The organism is Streptomyces sp. 135 (assembly GCF_020026305.1).
Taxonomy (GTDB): domain Bacteria; phylum Actinomycetota; class Actinomycetes; order Streptomycetales; family Streptomycetaceae; genus Streptomyces.
This window is the reverse complement of the sequence record NZ_CP075691.1, coordinates 6988504-7012681: the sequence shown is the minus strand read 5'-3', so window position 1 is coordinate 7012681 and position 24178 is coordinate 6988504. Positions and strand designations below refer to the sequence as shown.

Annotated in this window: 16 protein-coding genes and 3 pseudogenes; 9 read left to right on the top strand and 10 right to left on the bottom strand. The window is 71.3% G+C overall.

From position 1 onward, the window contains the following. The first annotated feature begins 52 nt into the window (after nucleotides 1–52). Nucleotides 53–1510: a catalase gene (locus KKZ08_RS31495; protein WP_223777653.1), complete on the top strand. Its 1458-nt coding sequence runs from the start codon at nucleotides 53–55 to the stop codon at nucleotides 1508–1510. A 382-nt stretch (nucleotides 1511–1892) separates the two neighbouring features. Here KKZ08_RS31495 and KKZ08_RS31490 read toward each other — a convergent pair whose 3' ends face one another. Continuing rightward, nucleotides 1893–2477: a YdeI/OmpD-associated family protein gene (locus KKZ08_RS31490; protein WP_223777652.1), complete on the bottom strand. Its 585-nt coding sequence runs from the start codon at nucleotides 2475–2477 to the stop codon at nucleotides 1893–1895. A 110-nt stretch (nucleotides 2478–2587) separates the two neighbouring features. Further along, a complete protein-coding gene (gene gcl / locus KKZ08_RS31485; RefSeq protein ID WP_223777651.1) occupies nucleotides 2588–4375 on the bottom strand; it encodes a glyoxylate carboligase in 1788 nt (595 codons plus the stop codon). A gap of 291 nt (nucleotides 4376–4666) precedes the next feature. On the opposite strand from gcl, the gene KKZ08_RS31480 reads away from it, so the two are divergent. After that, nucleotides 4667–5362 (top strand): hypothetical protein, encoded by a 696-nt coding sequence (locus tag KKZ08_RS31480; protein ID WP_223777650.1) that lies wholly within the window; start codon nucleotides 4667–4669, stop codon nucleotides 5360–5362. Between the two features lie 64 nt (nucleotides 5363–5426). Next, nucleotides 5427–6062 (top strand): alpha-ketoglutarate-dependent dioxygenase AlkB, encoded by a 636-nt coding sequence (locus KKZ08_RS31475; RefSeq protein ID WP_223777649.1) that lies wholly within the window; start codon nucleotides 5427–5429, stop codon nucleotides 6060–6062. Nucleotides 6063–6175: 113 nt separating this feature from the next. Here the strand turns inward: KKZ08_RS31475 and KKZ08_RS31470 are convergent, their stop codons facing one another. Next, nucleotides 6176–7339: an MFS transporter gene (locus KKZ08_RS31470; protein WP_223779266.1), complete on the bottom strand. Its 1164-nt coding sequence runs from the start codon at nucleotides 7337–7339 to the stop codon at nucleotides 6176–6178. Nucleotides 7340–7490: 151 nt separating this feature from the next. Between KKZ08_RS31470 and KKZ08_RS31465 the strand changes: the two genes are divergently transcribed. Continuing rightward, the gene (locus KKZ08_RS31465; protein ID WP_223777648.1) at nucleotides 7491–8075 is read left to right on the top strand and encodes a GNAT family N-acetyltransferase; all 585 of its coding nucleotides are present in this window, start codon (nucleotides 7491–7493) and stop codon (nucleotides 8073–8075) included. Here KKZ08_RS31465 and KKZ08_RS31460 read toward each other — a convergent pair. Next, entirely contained in the window at nucleotides 8053–9678 is a 1626-nt protein-coding gene (locus KKZ08_RS31460) for an AMP-binding protein (RefSeq protein ID WP_223777647.1), read from the bottom strand. The genes KKZ08_RS31465 and KKZ08_RS31460 overlap by 23 nt on opposite strands. A gap of 79 nt (nucleotides 9679–9757) precedes the next feature. Here KKZ08_RS31460 and KKZ08_RS31455 point away from each other — a divergent pair, with 79 nt between their 5' ends. Next, entirely contained in the window at nucleotides 9758–10777 is a 1020-nt protein-coding gene (locus KKZ08_RS31455) for a DUF5954 family protein (protein WP_223777646.1), read from the top strand. A gap of 25 nt (nucleotides 10778–10802) precedes the next feature. Here KKZ08_RS31455 and KKZ08_RS31450 read toward each other — a convergent pair whose 3' ends face one another. From KKZ08_RS31450 to KKZ08_RS31430, 5 genes and pseudogenes are all read right to left on the bottom strand, one after another. Beyond that, nucleotides 10803–13550: an NHLP bacteriocin export ABC transporter permease/ATPase subunit gene (locus tag KKZ08_RS31450; RefSeq protein ID WP_223777645.1), complete on the bottom strand. Its 2748-nt coding sequence runs from the start codon at nucleotides 13548–13550 to the stop codon at nucleotides 10803–10805. Between the two features lie 166 nt (nucleotides 13551–13716). Next, nucleotides 13717–15726: pseudogene (locus KKZ08_RS31445) on the bottom strand (NHLP family bacteriocin export ABC transporter peptidase/permease/ATPase subunit); the annotation flags it as partial. 198 nt (nucleotides 15727–15924) lie between these two features. After that, entirely contained in the window at nucleotides 15925–16731 is an 807-nt protein-coding gene (locus KKZ08_RS31440; RefSeq protein WP_223777644.1) for an HlyD family efflux transporter periplasmic adaptor subunit, read from the bottom strand. Nucleotides 16732–16820: 89 nt separating this feature from the next. Continuing rightward, a complete protein-coding gene (locus KKZ08_RS31435; RefSeq protein ID WP_223779265.1) occupies nucleotides 16821–17048 on the bottom strand; it encodes a type A2 lantipeptide in 228 nt (75 codons plus the stop codon). Nucleotides 17049–17465: 417 nt separating this feature from the next. Beyond that, nucleotides 17466–19007, bottom strand: coding sequence for an AMP-binding protein (locus KKZ08_RS31430; RefSeq protein WP_223779264.1), 1542 nt, complete (start codon nucleotides 19005–19007; stop codon nucleotides 17466–17468). 158 nt (nucleotides 19008–19165) lie between these two features. On the opposite strand from KKZ08_RS31430, the gene KKZ08_RS31425 reads away from it, so the two are divergent. Then, complete coding sequence (locus KKZ08_RS31425) at nucleotides 19166–20002, top strand: helix-turn-helix transcriptional regulator (protein ID WP_223777643.1); 837 nt, start codon at nucleotides 19166–19168, stop codon at nucleotides 20000–20002. Between the two features lie 57 nt (nucleotides 20003–20059). On the opposite strand, the gene KKZ08_RS31420 is transcribed toward KKZ08_RS31425, so the two are convergent. Further along, nucleotides 20060–21232: a winged helix DNA-binding domain-containing protein gene (locus tag KKZ08_RS31420; protein ID WP_223777642.1), complete on the bottom strand. Its 1173-nt coding sequence runs from the start codon at nucleotides 21230–21232 to the stop codon at nucleotides 20060–20062. A gap of 195 nt (nucleotides 21233–21427) precedes the next feature. Between KKZ08_RS31420 and KKZ08_RS31415 the strand changes: the two genes are divergently transcribed. The 3 genes and pseudogenes from KKZ08_RS31415 (at nucleotide 21428) to KKZ08_RS31405 (ending at nucleotide 24014) form a co-directional block, all read left to right on the top strand. Then, on the top strand, nucleotides 21428–22540 hold the full coding sequence (locus KKZ08_RS31415) for a magnesium and cobalt transport protein CorA (protein ID WP_223777641.1): 1113 nt from the start codon (nucleotides 21428–21430) through the stop codon (nucleotides 22538–22540). A 390-nt stretch (nucleotides 22541–22930) separates the two neighbouring features. Next, a pseudogene (locus KKZ08_RS31410) lies at nucleotides 22931–23470 on the top strand (winged helix-turn-helix domain-containing protein). After that, nucleotides 23467–24014, top strand: a pseudogene (locus tag KKZ08_RS31405) (transposase). Before KKZ08_RS31410 ends, KKZ08_RS31405 begins: the two co-directional pseudogenes overlap by 4 nt. Nucleotides 24015–24178: the final 164 nt, after the last annotated feature.

The window sequence follows — 24178 nt, the reverse complement described above, 5'->3', positions numbered from 1 at the left end:
GAACACCGTCTGCAGTCGAAGCAGTTACGTACGGAAGGTCAACCTCGCCACCATGTCGAAGCGTGTGCTCACGACCGAGTCCGGCGCCCCCGTCGCCGACAACCAGAACTCCGCCACCGCCGGCGTCGGTGGTCCGATCCTGCTCCAGGACCAGCACCTCCTGGAGAAGCTGGCCCGCTTCAACCGTGAGCGCATCCCGGAGCGTGTCGTGCACGCCCGGGGCTCCGGCGCGTACGGCTACTTCGAGGTGACCGACGACGTCACCGGCTTCACCCACGCGGACTTCCTCAGCGAGGTCGGCAAGCGCACGGAGCTGTTCCTGCGCTTCTCGACCGTGGCCGACAACCTCGGCGGCGCGGACGCGGTCCGTGACCCGCGCGGCTTCGCGGTGAAGTTCTACACCGAAGAGGGCAACTACGACCTCGTCGGCAACAACACCCCGGTGTTCTTCATCAAGGACCCGCTCAAGTTCCCCGACTTCATCCACTCCCAGAAGCGCGACCCCTTCACGGGCAAGCAGGAGCCGGACAACGTCTGGGACTTCTGGGCGCACGCCCCCGAGGCCACGCACCAGATCACCTGGCTGATGGGCGACCGCGGCATCCCCGCCTCGTACCGCCACATGAACGGCTACGGCTCGCACACCTACCAGTGGACGAACGCCAAGGGCGAGGCCTTCTTCGTCAAGTACCACTTCAAGACGAACCAGGGCATCCGCTCCCTCTCCAGCGAGCAGGCCGCCGAGATCGCGGGCAAGGACCCGAACTCGCACCAGACCGACCTGCTCCAGGCCATCGAGCGGGGCGTGAACCCGTCCTGGACGCTGCACGTGCAGATCATGCCCGCGTCCGAGGCGGCGGACTACCGCTTCAACCCGTTCGACCTCACCAAGGTGTGGCCGCACAAGGACTACCCGCTCCAGCGCGTCGGCCGCCTGGTCCTCGACCGCAACCCGGACAACGTCTTCGCCGAGGTCGAGCAGGCCGCGTTCTCCCCGAACAACTTCGTGCCGGGCATCGGCCCCTCGCCCGACAAGATGCTCCAGGGCCGCCTGTTCGCCTACGCGGACGCGCACCGCTACCGCCTGGGCGTCAACCACACCCAGCTCGCGGTCAACGCCCCCAAGGCGGCGAAGGCCGACAACTACGGGCGTGACGGCCTGATGGCCTCCAACCCCTACGGCCGCGACCGCAAGAACTACGAGCCCAACTCGTACGACGGCCCCGTCGAGACCGGTCAGCCGCTCTCCGCGCCGCTCGCGATCGCCGGCTACACGGGCACGCACGCCACCCCGACCCACACCAAGGACGACGACTTCTTCCAGGCCGGTGAGCTCTACCGCCTGATGTCCGAGGACGAGAAGTCGCGTCTGGTGGCGAACATCGCCGGTGGCCTCTCGCAGGTCTCCCGCGACGACGTCATCGAGAAGAACCTCGCCCACTTCCACGCCGCCGACGCCGACTACGGCAAGCGCGTCGAGGAGGCCGTCCGCGCCCTGCGCGAGGACTGAGCGAGCGGTGACACCCAGGCTGCGCCGATGGGTTGACGGGAGGTCAGCCCGTCGGCGCTGAGCCCGACCCGCCGTCACGGACCCGGATGAGGGGTGGTACGTGACGCGGGCGGGCGGGCACGGTCCGCGGCGGCTCTGCGAGCCAGTGCGGTGGTCAAGGTCCGTCGGCTTCCCTCTCGACCTGAGGGAGAGGAACCGACGGCCCGTCGCACCCGCCGCGGTCCCGACCCCCCTCGCACGGGGTCCATGGACTCCGCCCGGCAGCACGTATGCATGTTTCGCCAGTCGCGCGCCGTCGGGCGGCAACAACTTCACACGCTTCACCCACACGGCCGGAGCGCCGGGTACGGACGGTCCCGTACCCGGCGCTCTTCCGTGCGCCTCAGCTCACCTTGTCACCGGACTCCAGGGCCGTGATCATCCGCTCCAGGCGGGCCGCTCGCGTGGCGGCCTTCCTCGCCGTCATCAGGCGGTGCAGCACCGTGTAGCGCTGAGACCTGGCGAGGCCGTCGAAGGTCCGCCGCGCCGCCGGACTCGCCGCGAGCGCGGCCTCCAGGTCGTCCGGCACCGTGGCGTTGCGCTGCGACTCGTACGCCGCGTCCCAGCGCCCGTCCGCCTGCGCGGCGGCGACTTCCGCGAGGCCCGGTTCGCGCATGCGGCCCTCGGCGGTCAGTTCCGCGACGCGGTCGATGTTCACCTTCGACCACAGGCTGCGCGGGCGGCGGCGGGTGATCTTCTGGAGGTAGTGGACGTCGTCGTACGACTTGCGGTGGCCGGTGATCCAGCCGTAGCAGAGCGCCACGTCGTTGACCTCCACGGCCGTCACCGAGGCCACGCCCGAGTTCTTCTTGGCGAGCCTCACCCAGATTCCCGGGGAGTCGCCGTGGTGCTCGTCCAGCCACGCCGTCAACTGCTGTTCGTCGGCGAAGAACACGACCTTCAGGCCGTCCAGTGAGTCCATTCCCATCCGGCCACGCTACGGGAACACGTGTGCGCCCGCAGGGCATCCGCCGGGGCACGGCGAAGGGGCGGCCCGCCCCTCTCGGGTGGACCGCCCCGGTCACTTCAGCCGCGGTCTCAGACCTTCAGCGGACGGATGGCAGTCGGCGCGTGGCCGGGCTCCGTTGCGATCTCCTCGAACTCCTTGACCGCGCTGATGTCGGCCGTCGGGCTCATCGAGATGTTCGTGATGCGCTCCAGGATCGCCTCGACGACCACCGGCACGCGGTACTCGGCCGCGAGCTTCTTGGCCTGCTCGAAGGCCGGCAGCAGCTCGTCGGGCTCGGTGACGCGGATCGCCTTGCAGCCGAGGCCCTCGGCGACCTTGACGTGGTCCACGCCGTAGACGCCGAGCTCCGGGGAGTTCTGGTTCTCGAACTCCAGGTTGACCTGGAAGTTGATGTCCAGGCCGATCTGCGCCTGGCGGATCAGGCCGAGGTAGGCGTTGTTGACCAGGACGTGGACGTACGGGATGCGGTGCTGTGCGCCGACCGCCAGCTCCTCGATCATGAACTGGAAGTCGTAGTCGCCGGAGAGGGCGACGACCGGGCTCTCCGGGTCGGCCTTGGCGGCGCCGAGCGCGGCCGGGATGGTCCAGCCGAGCGGGCCCGCCTGGCCGCAGTTGATCCAGTGGCGCGGCTTGTAGACGTGCAGCATCTGGGCGCCGGCGATCTGCGAGAGGCCGATCGTGGTGACGTAGCGCGTCTCGGGGCCGAAGGCCTTGTTCATCTCCTCGTAGACGCGCTGCGGCTTCATGGGCACGTCGTCGAAGTGCGTGCGGCGCTGGAGGGTCTCCTTGCGCGTGAGGTGGGAGGCGACCCACTCCGAGCGGTCGGGCAGCTCACCGGCGGCCTTCAGCTCCTTCGCGACCTCGACGAACAGCTCCAGCGCGGCCTTGGCGTCGGAGGCGATGCCGTAGTCGGGGGCGAAGATCTTGCCGATCTGGGTCGGCTCGATGTCGACGTGCACGAACTTGCGGCCCTGGGTGTACACGTCCAGCTTGTAGCCGGTGTGACGGTTGGCCCAGCGGTTGCCGATGCCGAGGACGAAGTCCGACTCCAGGAACGTCGCGTTGCCGTAGCGGTGGCCGGTCTGCTGGCCGACCATGCCGGCGTTCAGGTCGTGGTCGTCGGGGATGGTGCCCCAGCCCATCAGCGTCGGCACGACAGGCGTGTTCGTGATCTCGGCGAACTCGACGAGCAGGTCGGAGGCGTCGGCGTTGATGATGCCGCCGCCCGCGACGATCAGCGGGCGCTCGGACTCGACCAGGAAGCGGATCGCCTTCTCGATCTGGGCGCGGGTCGCGGCGGGCTTGTAGACCGGCAGCGGCTCGTACGTCTCCGGGTCGAACTCGATCTCGGTCTGCTGGACGTCGATGGGCAGGTCGATGAGGACCGGGCCCGGTCGGCCCGAACGCATCAGGTGGAAGGCCTGCTGGAAGATGCCGGGGACCTGCGCGGCCTCCAGGACGGTCACGGCCATCTTGGTGACCGGCTTGGCGATCGTCGCGATGTCGACGGCCTGGAAGTCCTCCTTGTGCAGGAGGTGCGTCGGGGCCTGCCCGGTGATGCAGAGGATCGGGATCGAGTCGCCGGTGGCGGAGTACAGGCCGGTGATCATGTCGGTGCCCGCGGGTCCCGACGTGCCGATGCAGACGCCGATGTTGCCCGGCCTGGACCGGGTGTAGCCCTCGGCCATGTGCGAGGCGCCCTCGACGTGGCGGGCGAGGGTGTGGTCGATGCCACCGCCCTCCTTGAGCGCCTTGTAGAAGGGGTTGATCGCGGCGCCCGGCACACCGAACGCGTTGACGACGCCCTCGCGCTTGAGGATCTCAACTGCCGCGCGGGCAGCGGTCATACGAGCCATGGGGTTCTCCTGCTTCGACAGCTTCGACAGCTTTTCGGCTGCCGGATACGGCTGGCGGATCCGGCTCCCGTCGCGCCCCGCGGTGAGCTCCTGTTTCCGCATTATGGAAAGAATGTTCTGCTATATGGAAGCAATGTAAGGGCGTGGGCCGGAGACCGTCAAGGGACATCCGCGATCCGGCCCACCGGCCGGGCGGCACATCCGGAACGGGCGGGCGGCTTGCCCGAACTCGGCCTCGCCGGGAGCCCGTCGGGTGGAGGATGGCGGGAGACGGCGCGAGGGGTGAGGGCCATGGCGGACGGCGGCATGCCGGTGCGGTGTCCCAGCTGCCGGCGCGAGCATCTGTACGTGCCCCCTTCCCTGCCGTGCGCGTGCGGCGCCCCGCTCACCCCGCCGATGGCCCGGGGCGCGCCGCCGACGCCGGTCACCGACCGGAACTGGGCGGACGAGTGGGTCACCGTGCACTGCCGGCCCTGCGGCCGCCCGTTCCAGTGGCCGCAACCGGAGCTGGCCTGCGCCTGCGGGGCCGTCCTGCGCCTGGCGGTCGTACCGGCGCCGCGAGTGCCCAGGGCGCCGCGTACACCGGCTCCCTCGGGGCGCGCCTTCCGGCCGCCGCCGATCCACGACGCTCGTGACGCCGTGACCGTGGCCGCCCTGTACCTGCGGTGGCTCGGCTTCCCCGACACCCGCAGCGCCGCGCGGCGCCCGCCCTCGGGGGCGCGGATCACCGCCCGCGGGATGCTGGCCCAGGTCGATCCCGGCCCGCGGCGCATCACGGCCCGCGACGTCGAATGCCTGTGGCTCACCGCGATGACGGCGGCGGGCGAGACCCCTGCCGCCTGCGCCTTCTTCTGCCTGGCCGGATATACGGACGAGGCGCGCGCCCGGGCGGACGCGCTGGGGGTCGCGCTGTTCACGGTGGACCTCACGGGCACGCCGCGGCCGGTGAACGGCGCGGCGGACGAACTCGTCGCGAGCGGCGCCTGAGGCGCGGGGCCCGGCCCCGCGTTCGAATTAGTACACACATTCGAAACGGGAGTACGCTGATGTCATGGCACAGCACCAGCTCCAGCTCCAGGGGTCACTCTTCGATCAGAGCGACGAACCGCGGCTGCGTCCCCTGGACCCGATCCGCAGGACGGTGCTCGGCGACGGGGCGTGGATCGACCTCCTGCCGGGCTGGCTCACCGGCGCCGACGCCCTCTTCGAACGCCTCGCCGCGGACGTCCCGTGGCAGGCCGAGCGCCGCCAGATGTACGAGAGGGTCGTCGACGTACCGCGCCTGCTCGCCTTCTACGGCGCCGGAGAGCCGCTGCCCCACCCCGTGCTCGACGAGGCGCGGCAAGCACTGTCGGCGCACTACGCCGCCGAACTCGGCGAGGAGTTCGCGACGGCCGGCCTGTGCCACTACCGCGACGGGCGCGACAGCGTGGCGTGGCACGGCGACCGCATCGGCCGGGGCGCCCGCGAGGACACGATGGTCGCCATCCTCTCCGTGGGTGCACCGCGCGATCTGCTGCTGCGCCCGCGCCGCGGCGGGGCGACGGTCCGCCACCCGCTCGGGCACGGCGACCTGATCGTGATGGGCGGCTCCTGCCAGCGGACGTGGGAACATGCCGTCCCCAAGTCGACGAGGGCCTCCGGCGGGCGCATCAGTGTCCAGTTCCGCCCGCGGGGCGTGCGCTGACTCGGCGCCCGGGCGCCGGCTGCCTCCGCGTTCCTGTCAGGTGCGGCTGCGTGGGGGCTGGTCGCGCAGTTCCCCGCGCCCCTTACGGGGCCCGGCCTTTCCCAGGGGCGGCCTCAGGCGTCGGAGGCAGGAGACCTCACGTGGAGCACATGGCGGGTGAGGGCCAGTGACGCCAGTAGTGCCACGAGGCCGCAGACTCCCGGCCAGCCGAAGGTGTCGTAGGCGTGCGCGCCGAGCCAGGAGCCGACGCTTCCGCCGAGGTAGCCGCATGTCATGTACGCCGTGTTGAGCCGGGAGCGCGCCTCGTCGCTCAGCGCGAAGATGCGTACCTGGTTGGCGATCATTCCCGACTGCATGGCGACGTCGAGCAGCAGTGACCCCACCGCCAGCGCCGTGAGTCCCGCCGCCCCGCCGGCGCCGCCGAACAGGAGGACGGCCGCCGCCGCGAGGACCGCGAGGGTGGCGGCGAGGTTGACCGCGTCGGGGCCGCGCCGGTCCACCTGGCGGCCCGCGAGCGGCGTACTGATCATCGTCCCGGCGTTGACGAGGGCCAGCAGTCCGACCGCCGAGGCCCCGAGCCCGTACACGGGGCCGGTCATCAGCAGCGCGACGCCGGTCCACAGTGCGGAGAACGCGCCGAAGAGCATCGCCTGGTAGAAGCCGGAGCGCCGCAGCTGAGGCTCGGTCCGCAGCAGCCGCAGCGACTCGCCGAGCAGCGTCGGGTAACTCTGCCGCGACGGCGCGGTCGTCTTCGGCAGCGCGCGGGCGAGGACGAGCGCGATGAGCAGGGCCAGGGCCGCCGACAGCAGATACGGGGCGCGCCAGCCCAGCCACTCGCCGAGGCTGCCGCCGAAGGCGCGGGAGAGCAGCATGCCGCCGATGGAGCCGCTGAGCAGGGTGCCGGTGACGGCGCCGCGCCGGTCGTCGGGGACCAGGCCCGCCGCCATGGGCGCCACGATCGGGGCGATGACGGTGGTGACGCCGACGAGAACGCTCGCGGCGACCAGCGGCACCAGGCTCGGCGCGAGCCCCGCGCCGAGCAGACCGAGCCCGGCGAGCGAGAGCAGCGCGGCGATGAGCGGCCGGTAGGGGATGCGGTCGCCGAGCGGTACGAGGAGGAAGATGCCGCCCGCGTAGCCGAACTGGGTCGCCGTGACCACCAGCGTGGCGGTGTCCGCCGACACGTGCAGTCCCTCGGCGACCAGCGGGCTGACGGCCTGCGGGAAGTAGACGTTGCCCACGGCCACGCCGCACACCACGGCGAGCAGCAGCACCATGCCGCGTCCGAGGCCGGTCGGTGCGCCGGGCGCCGGGGCCGGCCGCGCCTCGGGCCGCGCGCCGCGGCCGGTGGTTCTCTCGATCACCGGCACACGATCCCCGGCGAAAGGCCGCGGCACAACCGTATTTCGCCGGGGCATACTCGCACCCATGCTGATCCGCCCCGCCACCGCCGCCGAACTCCCCGCCCTCCAGGACATCGAACGCGCGGCGGGGGAAGCCTTCCGCGCGCTCGGCATGGACGCCGTCGCGGACGACGAGCCGCCGACGGTGGCGGAGTTGGAGCGGTTCCGCCGGGCGGGCCGGGCGTGGGTCGCGGCGGACGAGGCGGGCGCCCCGCTCGCGTACCTGCTCAGCGAACCTCTCGACGAGCCGGCGGGGTCACAGTGGTGCACGCACGTCGAGCACATCGAGCACATCGAGCAGGTCACCGTGCACCCGCGTGCTGCCCGGCGCGGCATCGGGCGCGCCCTGATCGACCGGCTCGCGGAGCGGGCACTCGCCGAAGGCAGGACCGCCCTCACCCTCACCACCTTCACGGACGTCCCGTGGAACGCCCCCTACTACGCCCGCATCGGCTTCCGCCCCCTCACGGAAGCCGAACTCACCCCCGGTCTCCGGCGCATCCGCGCGCACGAGGCCGGACTGGGCCTGGACCGCTGGCCCCGCCTCTGCATGCGCCGCGCCCTGACGGCGGGACCCACGGCGGACGTCACTCCCCGTACCGCTCCCTGAGCTCGATCTTGCGCACCTTGCCCGAGACCGTCATCGGGAAGGACTCCAGGATCCGCAGGGCCGCGGGCACCTTGTAGTGGGCCAACTTCCCCTTGCAGTACGCCTGGAGCTCCGCCAGCGTCAGCGTGTCGTCGGGGCCCCGCAGGATCACGCAGGCGAGCGGCACCTCTCCGTACCGCTCGTCGGGCACGCCCACCACCTGGACGTCGGCGATCTTGGGGTGGCCGTACAGGAACTCCTCGATCTCGCGCGGGTAGATGTTCTCGCCGCCCCTGATGATCATGTCCTTGATGCGGCCGACGATCTGGACGTACCCGTCCTCGCGCATGACGGCCAGGTCCCCGGTGTGCATCCAGCGGCCGGCGTCGATGACCTCGGCGGTCCGCTCGGGCTCGTTCCAGTAGCCGCGCATCACGCCGTAACCGCGGGTGCACAGTTCGCCGGAGGCGCCGCGCGGCAGGGTGACGCCGGTCGCCGGGTCGACGACCTTCACCTCGATGTGCGGCAGGACGCGGCCGACGGTGCCGGTGCGGCGCTCCAGGTCGTCGTCGCGGCGGGTCTGCGTGGAGACGGGTGACGTCTCGGTCATGCCGTAGCAGATGGAGACCTCCCGCATGTGCATCTCGGCGACCACCCGCTTCATCACCTCCACCGGGCAGGGCGAGCCCGCCATGATGCCGGTGCGCAGCGAAGTGAGGTCGTACGCCGCGAAGTCGGGGAGGTTGAGCTCCGCGATGAACATGGTGGGCACGCCGTACAGCGAGGTGCAGCGCTCCTGCTCGACGGCGCGCAGCGTGGCGGCCGGGTCGAAGGACGGGGCGGGGATGACGATGCACGCGCCGTGCGAGGTGGCGCCGAGGTTGCCCATCACCATGCCGAAGCAGTGGTAGAAGGGGACGGGCAGGCAGATGCGGTCCCGCTCGGTGTAGCCGACCGTGCGGCCCACCCAGTAGCCGTTGTTGAGGATGTTGTGGTGGGAGAGCGTGGCTCCCTTGGGGAAGCCCGTGGTGCCCGAGGTGTACTGGATGTTCACGGGGTCGTCGCACGACAACTCCGCCTCGCGAGCGGCCAGTTCCGCGGCCGTGACCGAGGTGGCGGCTTCGAGCAGCGCGTCCCAGGAGCCGTCCCCGATGTAGTGGACGGCGCGCAGCTCACGGCAGCGGGGCCGCACCTCGTCGACGAGCGCGCGGTAGTCGCTGCTCTTGTGGGCCCGCGAGGCGACCAGGAGCGAGACGCCCGCCTGGTTGAGCACGAACTCCAACTCGTGTGCGCGGTAGGCCGGGTTGATGTTCACCATGATGGCGCCGACCCGCGCGGTGGCGTACTGCACGAGCACCCACTCCGCGCAGTTCACCGCCCAGATCCCGACGCGGTCGCCCTTGGCCACCCCGGAGCCGAGGAAGCCGCGCGCCAACCGCTCGACGGCGGCGCCGAACTCCGCGTACGTCCACCGGGTGCCCGCGGCGACGTCCACGAGGGCGTCGCGGCCGGGCCAGGCGGCGACGGCCCGGTCGAGGTTGCGGCCGATGGTGTCGCCGAGGAGAGGGGTGTCATCGGTGCCGTGGGCGTACGAGAGTTCAGCGCTGTCACGTGGGCTTCGCATGTCTGTCCTCACTCCATCACTTGAGATCACTTGCGGCATTTCGGAGCGTTCCCTCCCCCGAAGCCACAACAATGTGCGCATGGGTGATGACTGGAAGCAACGACTGAACCAGCTCCACGCCGGTTTGGTGCGACGGGACGATCCCGCCGAGCTGGTGACCGAGGCCGACGCCGTCGACGCGTCGTACCGCTATCCGCATCTCGCGGTCCGCGGGCCCGTCTTCGGTCTCGCGACGCAGGATCCCGCGGTCGGGCCCGAATGGCGGGTGCTGAAGCCGATCGTGGACGGCATGCCCCAGCAGGCCAGGGACGCGCTGAACTCGGTGCTGTGGTTCAAGGCCAAGGACGACACCGACGACCCCGCCGCGCGCCGGGACCTGCTGGCCGCGGTCGCCGTCCTCGAACGCGAGCCGGTCGACGAGCTGGAGGTCCTCGGGGTGCGCTACCGCGTGGTGCGCGGCGACGAGTTCGCCCGCACCGGCCCCGACGGCCTGGAGCCGCCCCGCCCGACGGACCCGGAACCGGCCGACCGCTCCTGGGCCGGGCGCCACCGCGCCCCGTCCACGGACCTCGGTTTCGCGCTCGACCCCGGCGAGGAGGCTCCGGGGCTGATGACGAGCGCCCTGAAGCTGGGGCTGCGGGGTTTCGCCTATGCCGGCGCGCGGTTCCCCGCCGACGTCCGCGCGGACTCCGAGCGGGCCGTCACCACCCATCCCGACATCGCTCTGCTGCCCGTCGGCTTCGGCGTGGCCGAGCGCAGCGAGAAGGGGTGGCGGCCGCGGTCCGCCCTGATGCCCACCCCGCACGACGCCCGCCGGATGCTGTACGACGCGATGACGGAATCCTGGCCGATGTTCCACGAGTTCGACGACGAGGAGAAGGCGGCGTACGCGCGAGCCGCCGAAGAGTTCAAGGCCACCCCCCGCGCCAATGAGGCGCGCGTGGGTGACAGCGTGTACAGGATCTGCCGTACGGAACGGCTGGTGCGCTGTGGCCCCGACGGCCCGGAACCGCCCCGCCCCTCGGACGTCGACTCCTACGGCCCCATGAAGATGCACCCCACGATGGACGAGGACGGCACGCTGCACTACGACGACTGAGTCGGCGCCCGGGTCGGCGACCGGGTCAGCGCATCTGGCGCCGCACCAGTTCCCGCAGCCGCCCGTCCGGGTCCGCGAGGAGCTGTGCGGGAGGCCCCTGTTCGACGATGCGGCCCTCCGCCATGACGAGGACCCGGTCGGCGTCCATGACGGTGGACAGGCGGTGGGCGATGACGACGCGGGTGGCGTTCAGGGCGCGGGTGCTGTCGATGACGGTGCGCTGAGTCGCGTTGTCCAGGGCGCTCGTGGCCTCGTCGAAGAAGAGGACGCGGGGGCGGCGGATCAGCGCCTGGGCGATCATCAGCCGCTGGCGCTGGCCGCCGGAGACCGCGCCGCCGCCGGAGATCATCGTGTGCAGGCCCATCGGCATGCGCTTGATGTCCTCGGCGAGGCCCGCCATGGCTGCGGCCTCCCACGCCTCCTCCTGCGTGAACGACTCGGCGCCGCAGATGCACTCCAGGATGGAGCCGGTGAGCGGCTGGGCGTTCTGGAGGACGACGCCGCACTGACGGCGTACGGCCGCCTGGTCCAGGGCGGCGAGGTCCTGGCCGTCGTAGAGCACGCTGCCGGAGACGGGTTCGTCGAAGCCGATCAGGAGGCGCAGCAGCGTCGACTTGCCGCAGCCGCTCGGGCCGACGACGGCCACGAACTCGCCGGGCCGGATCGCGAGGGACACGTCGTCAAGGACCAGCGGGCCGTCGTCGGTGTAGCGGAAGGACAGGCCCCGTGCCTCGATCGCGCCCTGGAGCTCACCCGGCTGGGTGCTGCCGGCCCGCACCTCCGGCGCCTCGTCGAGGACCGGTTTGATCTGCTCGAACATCGGGAGGACCGCGGCCGCCGAGATCAGCGCGCCGGTGAGCTGGGTGACGGAGGTCAGCAGCATCGTCACGGCGGTGCTGAAGGTGAGGAACTCCCCCGCCGTGAGGCTGCCGCGGGCCGGGCCCGCGAGGAGGACGAACATGACGAGCGTACAGAGAGGCAGGTAGACGGAGTTGAGGACCGTGGTCGCGTTCTTGATGCGGCCCGCGCGCCGTTGCAGCTCCCGGCTGCGCGCGAACTGTCCGGCCCACGCCGCGTACGCGAAGCTCTCCGCCCCGGCCACGCGGAGTTTGGGCAGGCCGCGCAGGGTCTGGAACGCCTGGTTGTTGAGCTTGTTGCCGAGCTCTATCAGGCGCCGCTGCCAGCGCAGTTCGGCGAGTCCGAGCGCGAGGAACACGGCGGCGATGACGGCCAGCATCGCCAGCGCGGCCAGGGCGAGGGGCACGCTGTAGAAGAGCAGCAGGGCGAGGTTCATCGCGCCGATCGTGCCGGCTTGCAGCGCGACGGGGCCGATGCCCGACAGGACGCGGCGGATGGCACTCACGCCCAGGGCCGCGCTCGCCAGCTCACCGGTGGAACGGGACGCGAAGAAGCGCGTGGGCAGCCTCAACAGGCGGTCCCACACAGCCGGTTGGAGGGTGCTCTCCATGCGGCCCTCCATCCGCAGGACGGTGAGGTTCTGGAGCAGCATGAACGCCGCGGAGACGATGCTGGTGATCATGACGGCCAGGGAGACCTGGACGATGAGGCCCTTCTCGCCGTTCGGGACGAGGACACCGAGCACCTGGCCCGTCGCGACCGGCACGAGGGCGCCGATCACGACCGTCACCAGACCGGCGAGGGCGAGGTTGCGCAGGTCGCCCCGGGTGCCCCGCAGACCGAAGCGGAACAGCCGCCACGGCGTCAACGGCCGGTCGGGCAGCGGCCGGTAGAACATGACGGCCTGCGGCTCGAACTCGTCGGCGTTCGCACCGTCGACCCGGGTGCGCCGCCCGGACGTGGGGTGCACCGCTTCGTAGCCGCCGCGCCGCCACAGCAGGGCGACCGGCGCTCCGCTCGCCGCGCGGTGGCCCACCAGCGGGCCCGCGTTCTCGCGCCACCAGCGCCCGGCGAGCCGGACGGCGCGGGTGCGCACCCGCGAGGCCACCGCGATCCGCTCCACCGGGTCGATCCGGTCGCTCACCGCACCGCTGTCCGAGAGGCCGGCCAGCGTGATGCCCGCCGCCTCGGCGACCAGCCGGCACGCGGCGTACGTGGCGTCGTCACCGCCCCGGGACGCGGTGCGGCGCGCGTCGCCCCTGCCCACGCGGCCGATGGAGGCGACCAGGGTGCGGTCGGCCTGCTCGCGGACGCTCTCGCCCGCCTTGATGCCGGCCGCCGTGCGGTCCTCGTGGGCGCGCTCCAGGCGTTCGATCCAGCGGTCGAGCGTCGAGAGCAGCCGGTACTGCTGGTTGACCATGCGCTGCCACAGCGCGGCGTCGACGAGCAGGTCACCCGCGGCCTCGGCGCTGTAGGCGGCGCCGTACTGGACGCTGCCCGGCGCGACCGGCATCCAGAGGATGTCGTCGTCGGTGACCACCTCGTCGCCCACGGTGCGGCCGTCGAGCGGCGCTTCGAACAGGACCCGGTGGCCGCGCCCGATGCCGAGCGCGAAGGCGTGCTCCAGCAGGCTCAGCGCGGTGTCCTCGGAGTCGTACTGGGTGTCGTACCGGCTGGGGTACTGCTGATCGTGGGACCAGGTGTCGCCGTGGTCGGGGCGGTACAGCTCGCGCAGCGGGACACGGCGCAGCTCGCAGCCCGCCAGGGGGCGGCCGACCAGGGTGTGCTGGGGGCCCTCGACGGGGCCGAGGAGCAGGGCGCCCGGCTCCAGGCGGCCGAGGTAGTGCCAGTGGCCCTGCTGCACGGCGTCGACGGCGAACAGGTCGAGTGCGCCCGCCACCACGAGCCACAGCACCTGCGGGCCCTCCAGGTGCACGCTGCGCAGGCCCGCGCAGTCGAGCTGCGCCCCTGACGCTGCGCAGGCCCGCGCAGTCGAGGTCCCGGCACCTGCATGTGCTGCTGACCAGCTCGGCGTACGGACCGCCCGCGGCGACGAGGTGTTCGTGGCGGCCTCGCTCCACGACCTGGCCGTGGTCGAGGACGACGATCTCGTCGCTGTCGCGCACGGTGCTCAGGCGGTGGGCGATGACGACGCAGGCGCAACCGCGGCGGCGCAGGTTGTCGATGATGAGCTGTTCGGTCCCGGCGTCAAGGGCGCTGGTCACCTCGTCGAGTACGAGGATGCTGGGGCGGCGGACCAGGGCCCGCGCGATCTCCAGGCGCTGGCGCTGCCCGCCGGAGAAGTTCCGCCCGTCCTGCTCGACGCGGCCGTGGATGCCGCCGGGCCTGCGGGCCACGACCTCGTACAGGCAGGCGTCCTTCAGAGCGGCGACGACGTCCTCGTCGGGGATGGAGGGGTCCCACAGTGCGACGTTGTCGCGGATCGTGCCCTCGAAGAGGAAGACGTCCTGGTCGACGAAGGACACGGAGGCGGTGAGCGCGCCGCGCGGGATGTCCTCCAGGCGCTGCCCGTCGATGCGGATCGTGCCCTCCCACGGGCTGTAGAGGCCCGAAAGGAGCCGGGAGACGGTCGACTTGCCGCTGCCCGAGCCGCCGACGAGCGCGACCTGCCGGCCCGGCCCCACCGACAGGGAGAAGCCCGTCAGGAGAGGCTTGTCGAGGGGGCTGTAGCCGAAGGTGACGTCTTCGAGGGTGACGTGGCCCTTGAGGCGGCGGGTGCTCGCGGCCGGTTCGGGGCGGGAGTAGAGGGGGTCGGCGGGGAAGTTCTCGACGTCCTTGAGGCGGGCGACGTCGGCGGCGAAGTCCTGGATGCGGCCCGCGACGCCGTTGAGGCGGGTGATGGGCGCGGTGAAGCGCGTGACGAGCGCCTGGAAGGCGACGAGCAGCCCGATCGACAGGTGCCCCTCGACCGCGCGCAGGCCGCCGATCCACAGGATCAGCGCGCTGTTGAGGGTCGCCAGCGTCGGCGCGACGACACCGAGCCAGGCGCTCGGCACCCCGAGGCGCTGCTGCTCCTCCAGGGTCGTGGCGTGCTGCCCCGCCCAGCGCCGGAAGTAGCCGTTCTCGCCCCCGGTCGCCTTCATGGTCTCGATCAACTGGAGGCCCGTGTAGGAGGTGTTGGTGAGCTTGGCGCTGTCGGCGCGCAGCTTCTGGGTGCCGGTGGCGCGCAGCCGTACGAAGACGCGCATCGCCACGACGTTCAGCAGGGCGATGCCGACGCCGACGAGGGTGAGCTGCGGGTCGTACGTCCACAGCAGGGCCGCGTAGAGGAGTACGACGATGCCGTCGACACCGGCGGCCGTCAGGTCGCGGGCCAGGGTCTCGGCGACCGCGTCGTTGGAGGCGAGGCGCTGCACGAGATCGGCGGGGCTGCGCTGGGCGTAGAACGTGACGGGCAGGCGCAGCAGATGGCGGAAGAAGCGGGCGCTGCCGAGGGTGGAGGAGATGATGCGGCCGCGCAGCAGGTTCGCCTGTTGCAGCCAGGTCAGCACCACGGTGAGCGCCACCATCGCGCCCATCGATGCGAACAGCGCGCCGAGGAGCGAGGTCTGATGGCCGATCAGGAACAGGTCGATGTACGTGCGGCTGAGCGCGGGCAGGGCTGCGCCGACCGCGACGAGCAGCAGGCTGGCAAGGAGCGCGGCGAGCATCGTGCCCGTGGTGCCGCGCAGCCGGGCCGGGAGGGCCTTGAGGACGCCGGGCCTGCGGCCGCCCGGCGTGAAGCCCTCCCCCGGTTCGAGGACCAGGACGACCCCGGTGAAGCTGGTGTCGAAGTCCTCCGAGGGCACGAAGCGGCGGCCCTTGTCCGGGTCGTTGACGTAGACGCCCCGGCGGCCGAGGCGGCGTCCCATGCCGTCGTAGACGACGTAGTGGTTGAACTCCCAGAAGAGGATGGCGGGCGCCTTGACGTCGGCGAGCGCGGCGGGCTCCATCTGCATGCCCTTGGCGGTGAGGCCGTAACCGCGGGCCGCCTTCAGGACGTTGCTGGCCCGTGAGCCATCGCGGGAGACGCCGCACGCGATGCGCAGTTCCTCCAGGGGCACGTGCCGTCCGTGGTGGGCGAGGACCATGGCGAGGGCGGCGGCGCCGCACTCCACGGCCTCCATCTGGAGGACGGTGGGCGTACGGACGGCCCTCGGCCGTCCGCCCTTCGGCGGGGCGCGGCGGCGTGGCGCGGCGGCGGCCGCGCCGCGGGGCTCGGGCGGTGCCTGCGGCGGCCGCCGGGGGCGGCAGCTGCTGCTGGTGTTCCGGGGAGGGGTGCGGTGCGGTCACGGAAGCAGCCAATCGATCGGGCGCTGCTCGGCGAGGTGGACGGCGCCGGTGGCGAGGGTCATCGACTCCGGTGTGAAGGGCGGTCCCTCGCCGGTCGACCAGGCGTAACCGGACTCGGTGCCGGGCGACTTGTCGAGCCGTACGAGCACGGCCACGGGTGGACCGTCCTTCGTGAACTGCCCGGCCAGTTCCTTGTCGCCGAGGAAGCCGGTGATCTTCTGCCGGGTCTGCGCGGCCCGCCCGATCGCCTTCACACGGCCGCGCAGCGTCCCGTACCGCTGGGTGGGCACGGACTGGACGGTGAGGTCGACCGGGGCGCCGACGGGCACGGTGGCCGCGCTGTCGGCGGGGACGTACAGCATCACGAGGAGCGGGTCGTCGATGCCCGCTACGCGCTCCACGCTCGCGACGTCGGCGCCGGTGGTGACGACGGTGCCGATCCTCGCGAGGAGGGTGGTGACGCGGCCGGCGGCGATCGCGCGCACCGCCTTGTCGCCGTGGTCCGTACGGACCTTCAGCACGGGGGCGCCCGCGTCGAGCCGTTCGCCCTCCTTGGCGTAGACGCCGGTGACCTGTCCGGTGACGGGGCTCTGGAGGACGTAACTGCCCTGGCCGTGGGTGAGGATGCCGGGCGCCCGGAGTGTCGAGGCGACCGAGCCGGTCACCGCCCAGACGCTCGCGGCGGCCATGACGACGAGGGTGACGGCGAGGACGAGCAGGCCCTGGGGGCGGGCGTAGCGCACCGGAAGGTCGAGTTCCTCGGGCGACTGCAGCTTGGACAGGGCCTGTTGGCGGAACTGCACGGAACGCTTTCCTTAAGGTGAGGCGTCCGTGAGCCCCGGGACCAGTGGTCCCGGGGCTCACGGATCACGCGTCTCGGTGAGCCGAAGGCTCAGAGACCGGCGGTCAGGCCGGAGGCCAGGCCCGTGACGACGCCGGTGTTCACGCCCGTGGCGCTCTCGACGGTGCCGACGACACCGGCCACGACGCCGGAGACGGGGGCGATGGAGTCGACGGTGCCCGTGACGTTGCCCGCGACGCCGGCGACGAGGCCACCGGAGACGTTGTCGAGGTCGGCGTCGGAAATCTCGAGGGTCTCGACCTGCGGGGTGTTGTTCATGGTGTGAGCTGCCCTTCTCATGAAAGTCATGAATGTTGCAAAGGTGTTTCCAGCAATGCGGAACCTGCGGTGCGAATTCCGCGTCGGCCAGGATCAAAGCACGTTCGCAGCTCGCACATCCAATCGCCCGAGCACCGGTCAGCCGCGGTTGTGACAGCGCATCACCGCTGCGTGCAGGCGGTTTCACCGCTCGGGGGCAGCTCCTTCACAAGATTCACAGAACGAAATCGAGGGCACGACGGGACTCCCTTCAACAAATCGGACACGGGCACGGCGAAAAGCACGCCACGTACCCCCTGTACGGGAATTCATGTGGGATACCCCGTGAATGGCGTGACCGGGGTGCGCATTCGGTGTGCAGGTTCATTGAAGGCGTGCCGAATCGTGGCCGAAGGGGACACCGGGGGTGCTGCGCGGTCAGTTCACGCCGCGCTCGCGCCCCGCCCAGTACGGCTCCCGCAGCTTGAACTTCTGGATCTTGCCGGTGGCCGTGCGCGGGATGGCGTCGCGGAACTCGACGCTCGTCGGGGCCTTGTAGCCGGCGATGCGCTCCTTGCAGTGGGCGATGATGTCCTGCTCCCGCACCGTCGCCCCCTCCACGAGGACCACCAGGGCCTTGATCGTCTCGCCCCACTTCTCGTGCGGCACCCCGATGACCGCGACCTCGGCGACCTCGGGGTGGCTGAAGATCGTGTCCTCCACCTCGATCGACGAGACGTTCTCGCCGCCCGTGATGATGACGTCCTTCTTCCGGTCGGAGATGGTCAGATGGCCGTCGGCCTCGTCGAACGTGCCGCCGTCACCGGTGTGGAACCAACCGTCCTCGAGCGCCGCGGCCGTCTCCTCCGGCTTCTCCCAGTAGCCTTCGAGCACGACGTTGGACCTGGCGAGGACCTCACCCGCGTCGGAGATCCGCAGCTTGACGCCGAGCGCGGGCACTCCGGCACGGGAGAGCTTGCGGGCCCGCTCCTCGGCCGGAAGCTCCAGGTCCGCGGGCACGGCCCGGTTGAAGGTGAGCATGGGGGACGTCTCGGTGAGCCCGTAGAGCTGCGTGAACTCCCAGCCCAGCTCGGCCTCCACCCGCTGGATCATCCTGCTCGGCGGCGGGGCGCCCGCGCAGACGATCCGCACCCGGTCACGGCCGGGCACCTCGCCGGACCAGGCCGCCGCCGCGTCGAGGACCGCGTTCCACACCGCGGGCGCCCCGCACATGAGCGTGACGCCGTGCTCCTCCACCCGGCGCAGGATCTCCGCGCCGTCCACCTTGCGCAGCACCACCTGCTTCACGCCGAGCCCGGCCATCACGAACGGCATGCCCCAGCCGTTGCAGTGGAACATCGGCAGGGTGTGCATATAGACGTCCCCCTCCCACACACGGGTGTGCAGGCCGAACGTCAGGCCGTTCACCCAGATGTTGCGGTGCGTCAGCTGCACTCCCTTGGGGCGCGCCGTCGTTCCCGACGTGTAGTTGATCGTGGCGGTGGCGTCCTCGTCGGGGTGGGCCCACGGGCGCGGTTCCACGCCGAAGCGCATCAGCTCGGTCTCGGTCCGCTCGCCGAGCACGAAGCGGTGCCGCGCCTTGACGCCCGACAGCGCGTCGTCCAGCTCGGGGTCGACGAGCAGGACCGAGGCGCCGCTCTGCCGCACGACGTACTCCACCTCCTCCGGCTTGAGCCGGAAGTTGACGGGCACGCAGATCCGTCCGCTCATCGGCACGGCGAACAGCAGCTCAAGGAGGCGGGCCGAGTTGTGGCTGACCACCGCCACCCGCTCGCCCTCGCCGACACCCAGCGCGTCGAGGCCCGCCTGCCAGGCGCGGACCCGCTCACCGAGGCGTCCGTACGTCGACTCCGGGACCACCGGGGCGGGTTGGAGCGGCTCGTCGACCACTCCGGGGCAGGCGGCGAAGCCCAGCTCCGCCCGGTCGAGGAAGTCCGTGACGGTCATCGGTGTCCGCATCGCGCTCTCTCCTGACATCTGGGACCACTGCTCGGGCCGGCCCGGCCGTACCGCCGTACTCATTGCCGGACGCTACGTAACATCGTGTAATCCGTGATGCGGGTCTCACTACCCCCGGACGGGGGTGTCGCAAGCCGAAGGGCCGAAGGGAGGGGCACGTGCCGGCTGACGGTGGCGAGACGTCGGAGGTGCGGGCCGCTCTGCTGCGGCTGCGCCGCGGCACGGGGCTCCCGGTCGCCTTCGGAGGCCTCCTCGAAGGGCAGCGCCAGGTGCGGATCGGCGAGCTGAGCGGCACGGAGACATACGCGCTGCACGGGCTCGCGGTGTCCTCGGGCAACGGCCTCGGCGGCAAGGCGCTCGCCCTCTCCCGGCCGTGCGCGGTCACCGACTACAGCGTGTCGCGCCACATCAGCCACGAGTACGACGCGGCGGTCGAGGCCGAAGGCCTGCGGTCGGTGCTCGCGGTGCCGGTCGTGGTGCGCCGCCGGGTGCGGGGCGTGCTGTACGGCGCGCTGCGCACCGCCCGGCCGCTCGGCGACCGGGCCCTGTCGGTGGCGGTGGCCGCGGCGCGGGACGTGGAGCAGGCTCTTGTCGTACGCGATGAGGTGCGCGCGCTGCTTGCGGCGGTCCGCGAGCCGGTCGCGGGCCCCGGGGCGTGGGAGCAGGTCCGCGAGGCGCACGGCGCGCTGCGTACGCTCGCCCCGCGCATCGCGGACCCCGCGCTGCGGGCGGACGTCCTGTCGGTGTGCGGCACGTTGGCGTCGGCGGCGACGCTCCCCGAGCGTGACCGCGAGCGCCCGGTCGCCCTCGCCCCACGGGAGGTGGACGTCCTGGCCTGCGTCGCCGCGGGCGTGACGAACGCGGTGGCGGCGGAGCGGCTCGGCCTGCGCCCAGAGACGGTGAAGGGCTACTTGCGATCGGCCATGCGGAAGCTGGGGGCGCATACGCGCCTGGAGGCGGTGGTGGCGGCGCGGCGGGCGGGGTTGCTGCCGTAGGGGGCACGGCGGCGCGGTTCCCCCACGGGGATGCGTACGCACATGTACATGCGGAGGTCAACGGCCGATGACGGCCCCGAACCGGATGTCGTACGAGGAAGGGGCCTCGGCCGCCCCGGTGATCCGCGTCAGCATCAGCTCGGCCTCCCGCGTCAATTCCTCCCGCGCGGCGCGCCCCGGGCCCCCGAACGGCTCGATGGTCAGCACGGCCTCCCCGCTCCTGGCGTCCTCCACCAGCCGCCACACCCCCGCGAGGAAGCCGTCGAGCAGGAAGACGCAGTACGCGAAGTTCCCCTGCCAGGTGCGTCCCCTGTACTCGGCGGGCACGACACGGGTCCGGTCGGCGTGGGAGAGGAGGAGGTTGTCGTACTCGGGAAGGAAGCGGGGCGGAGCCGGCGTGTCCGGGTCGGGGCGCGGCGCGTCGGGGAGGTCGAAGAGTTCGACGCCGTTCTCGTCGCGGAACGTCCGCAGCCGGGGCCGCAGGCGTTCGAAGACCTCCCGCATGCGGGTGATCCGTGCCCAGGTCTGCATGTCCTTGACGGAGGCGGGCCCGAAGGCGGCGAGATAGCGCAGCACGACGTCTTCGGGCGCCGGGGGCCGCGCCGCGTCCGCTCGCGTGTCGGGGCCGAGCCACTTCTCGACGGTGGTGAGCGCGACCTGCCCGCTGCGCCGCCACAGCCCGCGCGGGGTGACCTGGACCAGCGGCAGCGTGCACCGCGCGGCGATCGCGAGGGACTGCGGGTCGGCGTCGGGCCACCGCACGAGCAGCGTCTCGCGGAGCTGCTTCATGGTGCGGGGCTCCGCCTCGACGGCCTCGCGCGCGATCTCGGCGAGTTCCCGCAGGTCGACGCCGGCCAGTCCGGCGCGGAACACGCCCAGCTCGCGTTCGAGCGCGTCCTGAGTGAACGGCCGCAGGACGCGGGCGTCAGCGGCGGTGTGCAGGTGGATGGTGGAGCGCATCGTGACCATGCGGACCAGTTCGCGCGACTCCAGGAGCGCGGACAGCTCACGCGGGTCGAAGTCCTCAAGGCGCGCGGCGAGGGCGTAGTAGGGCGGCTTGACGTTCTGCGCCTGGAGCCCGACGAGGTGGGTGACCGCGTCCGTGACGGACAACTCGCGGGAGCGGCGCAGGAGGAGCTGCCGGTCGAGCGTGGCCCGGTTCAGCGCGCGTGTCCGGAGTACGGGGGCGGCGCCGCCGGTCAGGGCCGGGGTCCTGGTCGTCTTGGTCATGGGCCGACGCTAGCGGGCCTTGCGGACATGTACGGTCCGCGATTCATGGGGCCCGTTCGCGTCGCCGCCACTCCTGAGTCTTTTGGGGCGTATATCCTGCTCCGTGGCCATCTAGACATACGTTCGACACGACCTGGAGGCGGCCAGCATGGCGGAGCGCCGAGCCCGTCCGGCATCGACCGCGAAGAAGCACACGTGGCGGCGCACGACACGGTCCGCGGCGGCCCCGCCCCCGCGGACCCCGGCCCTGCGACGCCCGCCGGGGCCACCGCGGAGCAGCGGGAGGCGGACAGCGTCATCCAGGCCGCGCTGTACGAGGGCGGAGTCCGCGTGGCGACGCCGTCCTCCCTCGCGGACACCTTCCGGGAGCTGCGCGAGCAGCGGGACGGCATGGCCTGGATCGGCCTCGCCCGGCCGACGGAAGCCGAACTGCTCTCCCTCGCCGCCGAGTTCGACCTGCACGAGCTGGCCGTCGAGGACGCGATGGAGGCCCACCAGCGCCCGAAGCTGGAACGGTACGGCGAGACGCTCTTCGTCGTCCTGCGCGCGGCCCGCTACCTCGACGCCCCGGAGGAGGTCGACTTCGGCGAGCTGCACGTATTCGTGGGCCCCGACTTCGTCATCACCGTGCGGCACGGCGCGGCCCCCGACCTCTCGGCGGTCCGCCGCCGCATGGAGGCGAGCCCCGAGCTGCTCAAACTCGGCCCCGAGGCGGTGCTCTACGCGATCCTCGACGCGGTGGTGGACGGCTACGCCCCGGTGGTCGCCGGCGTCCAGAACGACATCGACGAGATCGAGACCGAGGTCTTCAGCGGCGACCCCGAGGTCTCCCGCCGCATCTACGAACTCTCCCGCGAGATGGTCGAGTTCCAGCGCGCCACCCGCCCCCTGGTCGGCATGCTGCACGCCCTGATGGCGGGCTTCGCGAAGTACGGCACGGACGAGGAACTCCAGCGCTACCTGCGCGACGTCGCCGACCACGTCACCCACACCAGCGAACGCGTCGACGGCTTCCGCCAGGCCCTGACCGACATCCTCACGGTCAACTCGACCCTGGTGACGCAGCAGCAGAACGCGGAGATGCGGGCGCTGGCGGAGGCGGGCTTCGAACAGAACGAGGAGATCAAGAAGATCTCGTCGTGGGCGGCGATCCTGTTTGCACCCACGTTGGTGGGAACGATCTACGGGATGAACTTCGAGACCATGCCAGAACTACGCTGGGTGTTCGGATATCCCTTCGCCGTTGCCTTGATGGGGGTTGTTTGCACCGCTTTGTACCTTGTGTTCAAACGACGAGATTGGCTCTGAGTAACCACGTCAACAACAGGGATCGTCCGTGTGCAAGATGCGGATCTGCCGCGCTCAGGCACCCCTGGGGCCCGCTGGGGAGAATCTGGGGAGAATCGGCTGGAGCCGCGGCGGCTGCAGTCGTCGCCACGGCCCCAAACCTCCAGGTGTCACTGCGTCCCACCGGGCTGTGGGTGCGGGTCATCCCGGCGTCATCGACGTCGATGGCCCAGATGTCCGGGTCCGTGTAGCGCCGCACCTGGCCGGTGGCATCACGGACCCATCCGGTCAGTGTGCCGTCCGGGGCCTGATCGAGCCACGCCTCCTCGCCGTCGGCGCCCTTGTTACTGACGTTGAAGTCGTCTTGTCGTAGGGGCTGACGGTTGATGATCGTCGCGGTATGCCGGTGGTATGAGGTATCCGCAGGGTGGGGGTCTGACCGCGGAGAGGCAAGTGTTCCGTGAGCGGGTCCGGATGGAAGCGGTCGGTATGTTCGCCGATGGGCGGGGCAGTACGGAGATCGCCAAGGAGTTACGGGTCAGTGTCCGGTCGGTCCAGCGGTGGCGGCGGGCCTGGCAGGAGGCGGGCGAGGACGGGGTTCGTTCGCGTGGTCCGGTGTCCCGGCCGAAGCTCAGCGATGCGCTCTTCGCCGTGCTCGAGGAGGAGTTGGCCAAAGGTCCGGTCGCTCACGGGTGGCCTGATCAGCGGTGGACACTCGCCCGGATCAAGACCCTGATCGGGCGGCGGTTCCACAAGTCCATGACGCTGTCGGGGATCTCCCAGATGCTGCGGCGGCATGGCTGGAGCCACCAGGTTCCAGCACGTCGGGTCATCGAGCGTGACGAGAAGGCCGTGGCTTAGCTGGGTCAGGACGTGTGGCCACACGTGGAACCACCGCGGCGGCGCTCGGGGCCTGGCTCGTCTTCGAGGACGAAGCCGGATTCTCGATGACGCCGCCGACCTCCCGCACCTGGGTAAGCCGGCGCGGAACCACACCGGTCATCCGGGTCCGCGGCCGTTCCCAACGCCGCTTCTCCATCGCAGCCCTGTGCTGCCACAAACCGGGCGAGCGTTCCCGCCTGATCTACCGGCCCAGACGGCATACCGACCATAAGAGCGGCGGCCGCAAGAGCTTCGCCTGGACCGAGTACCGCGACCTCCTCATAGCCGCCCACCAGCAGCTCGGCGGACCGATCGTCCTCATCTGGGACAACCTCAACGTCCACAAAGACCGCCGCATGCGGGCCTTCATCGACACACGACTGGATCACCGCCTACCACCTACCGCCCTACACCCGACCTCAACCCCGTCGAAGGCATCTGGTCGATCCTCCGCCGGACCAGTCAGGCCAACACCGCCTTCACCAACTCCGACCATCTCATCAGCCGACTCCGACACGGCCTCCGCCAGATCCAATACCGCAGCGACATCATCGACGGATGTCTCACCGCGACCGGCCTCACACTGACGACACCACGCCTACAAACTCAGTAGCGGCGAACGCGACGGCAGGGTCAGTCTCGTCGCCCTCGTCGTACATATCGCCGGACCATGGAGGTGCGTCATCCTCCTGACTGGGCACCATGCCCGGAGCGGGCTTGCTGCCCTTGGATAGTGCCTTAATGGCCAATCCATATCCGGTCACGACGCGCACCCTG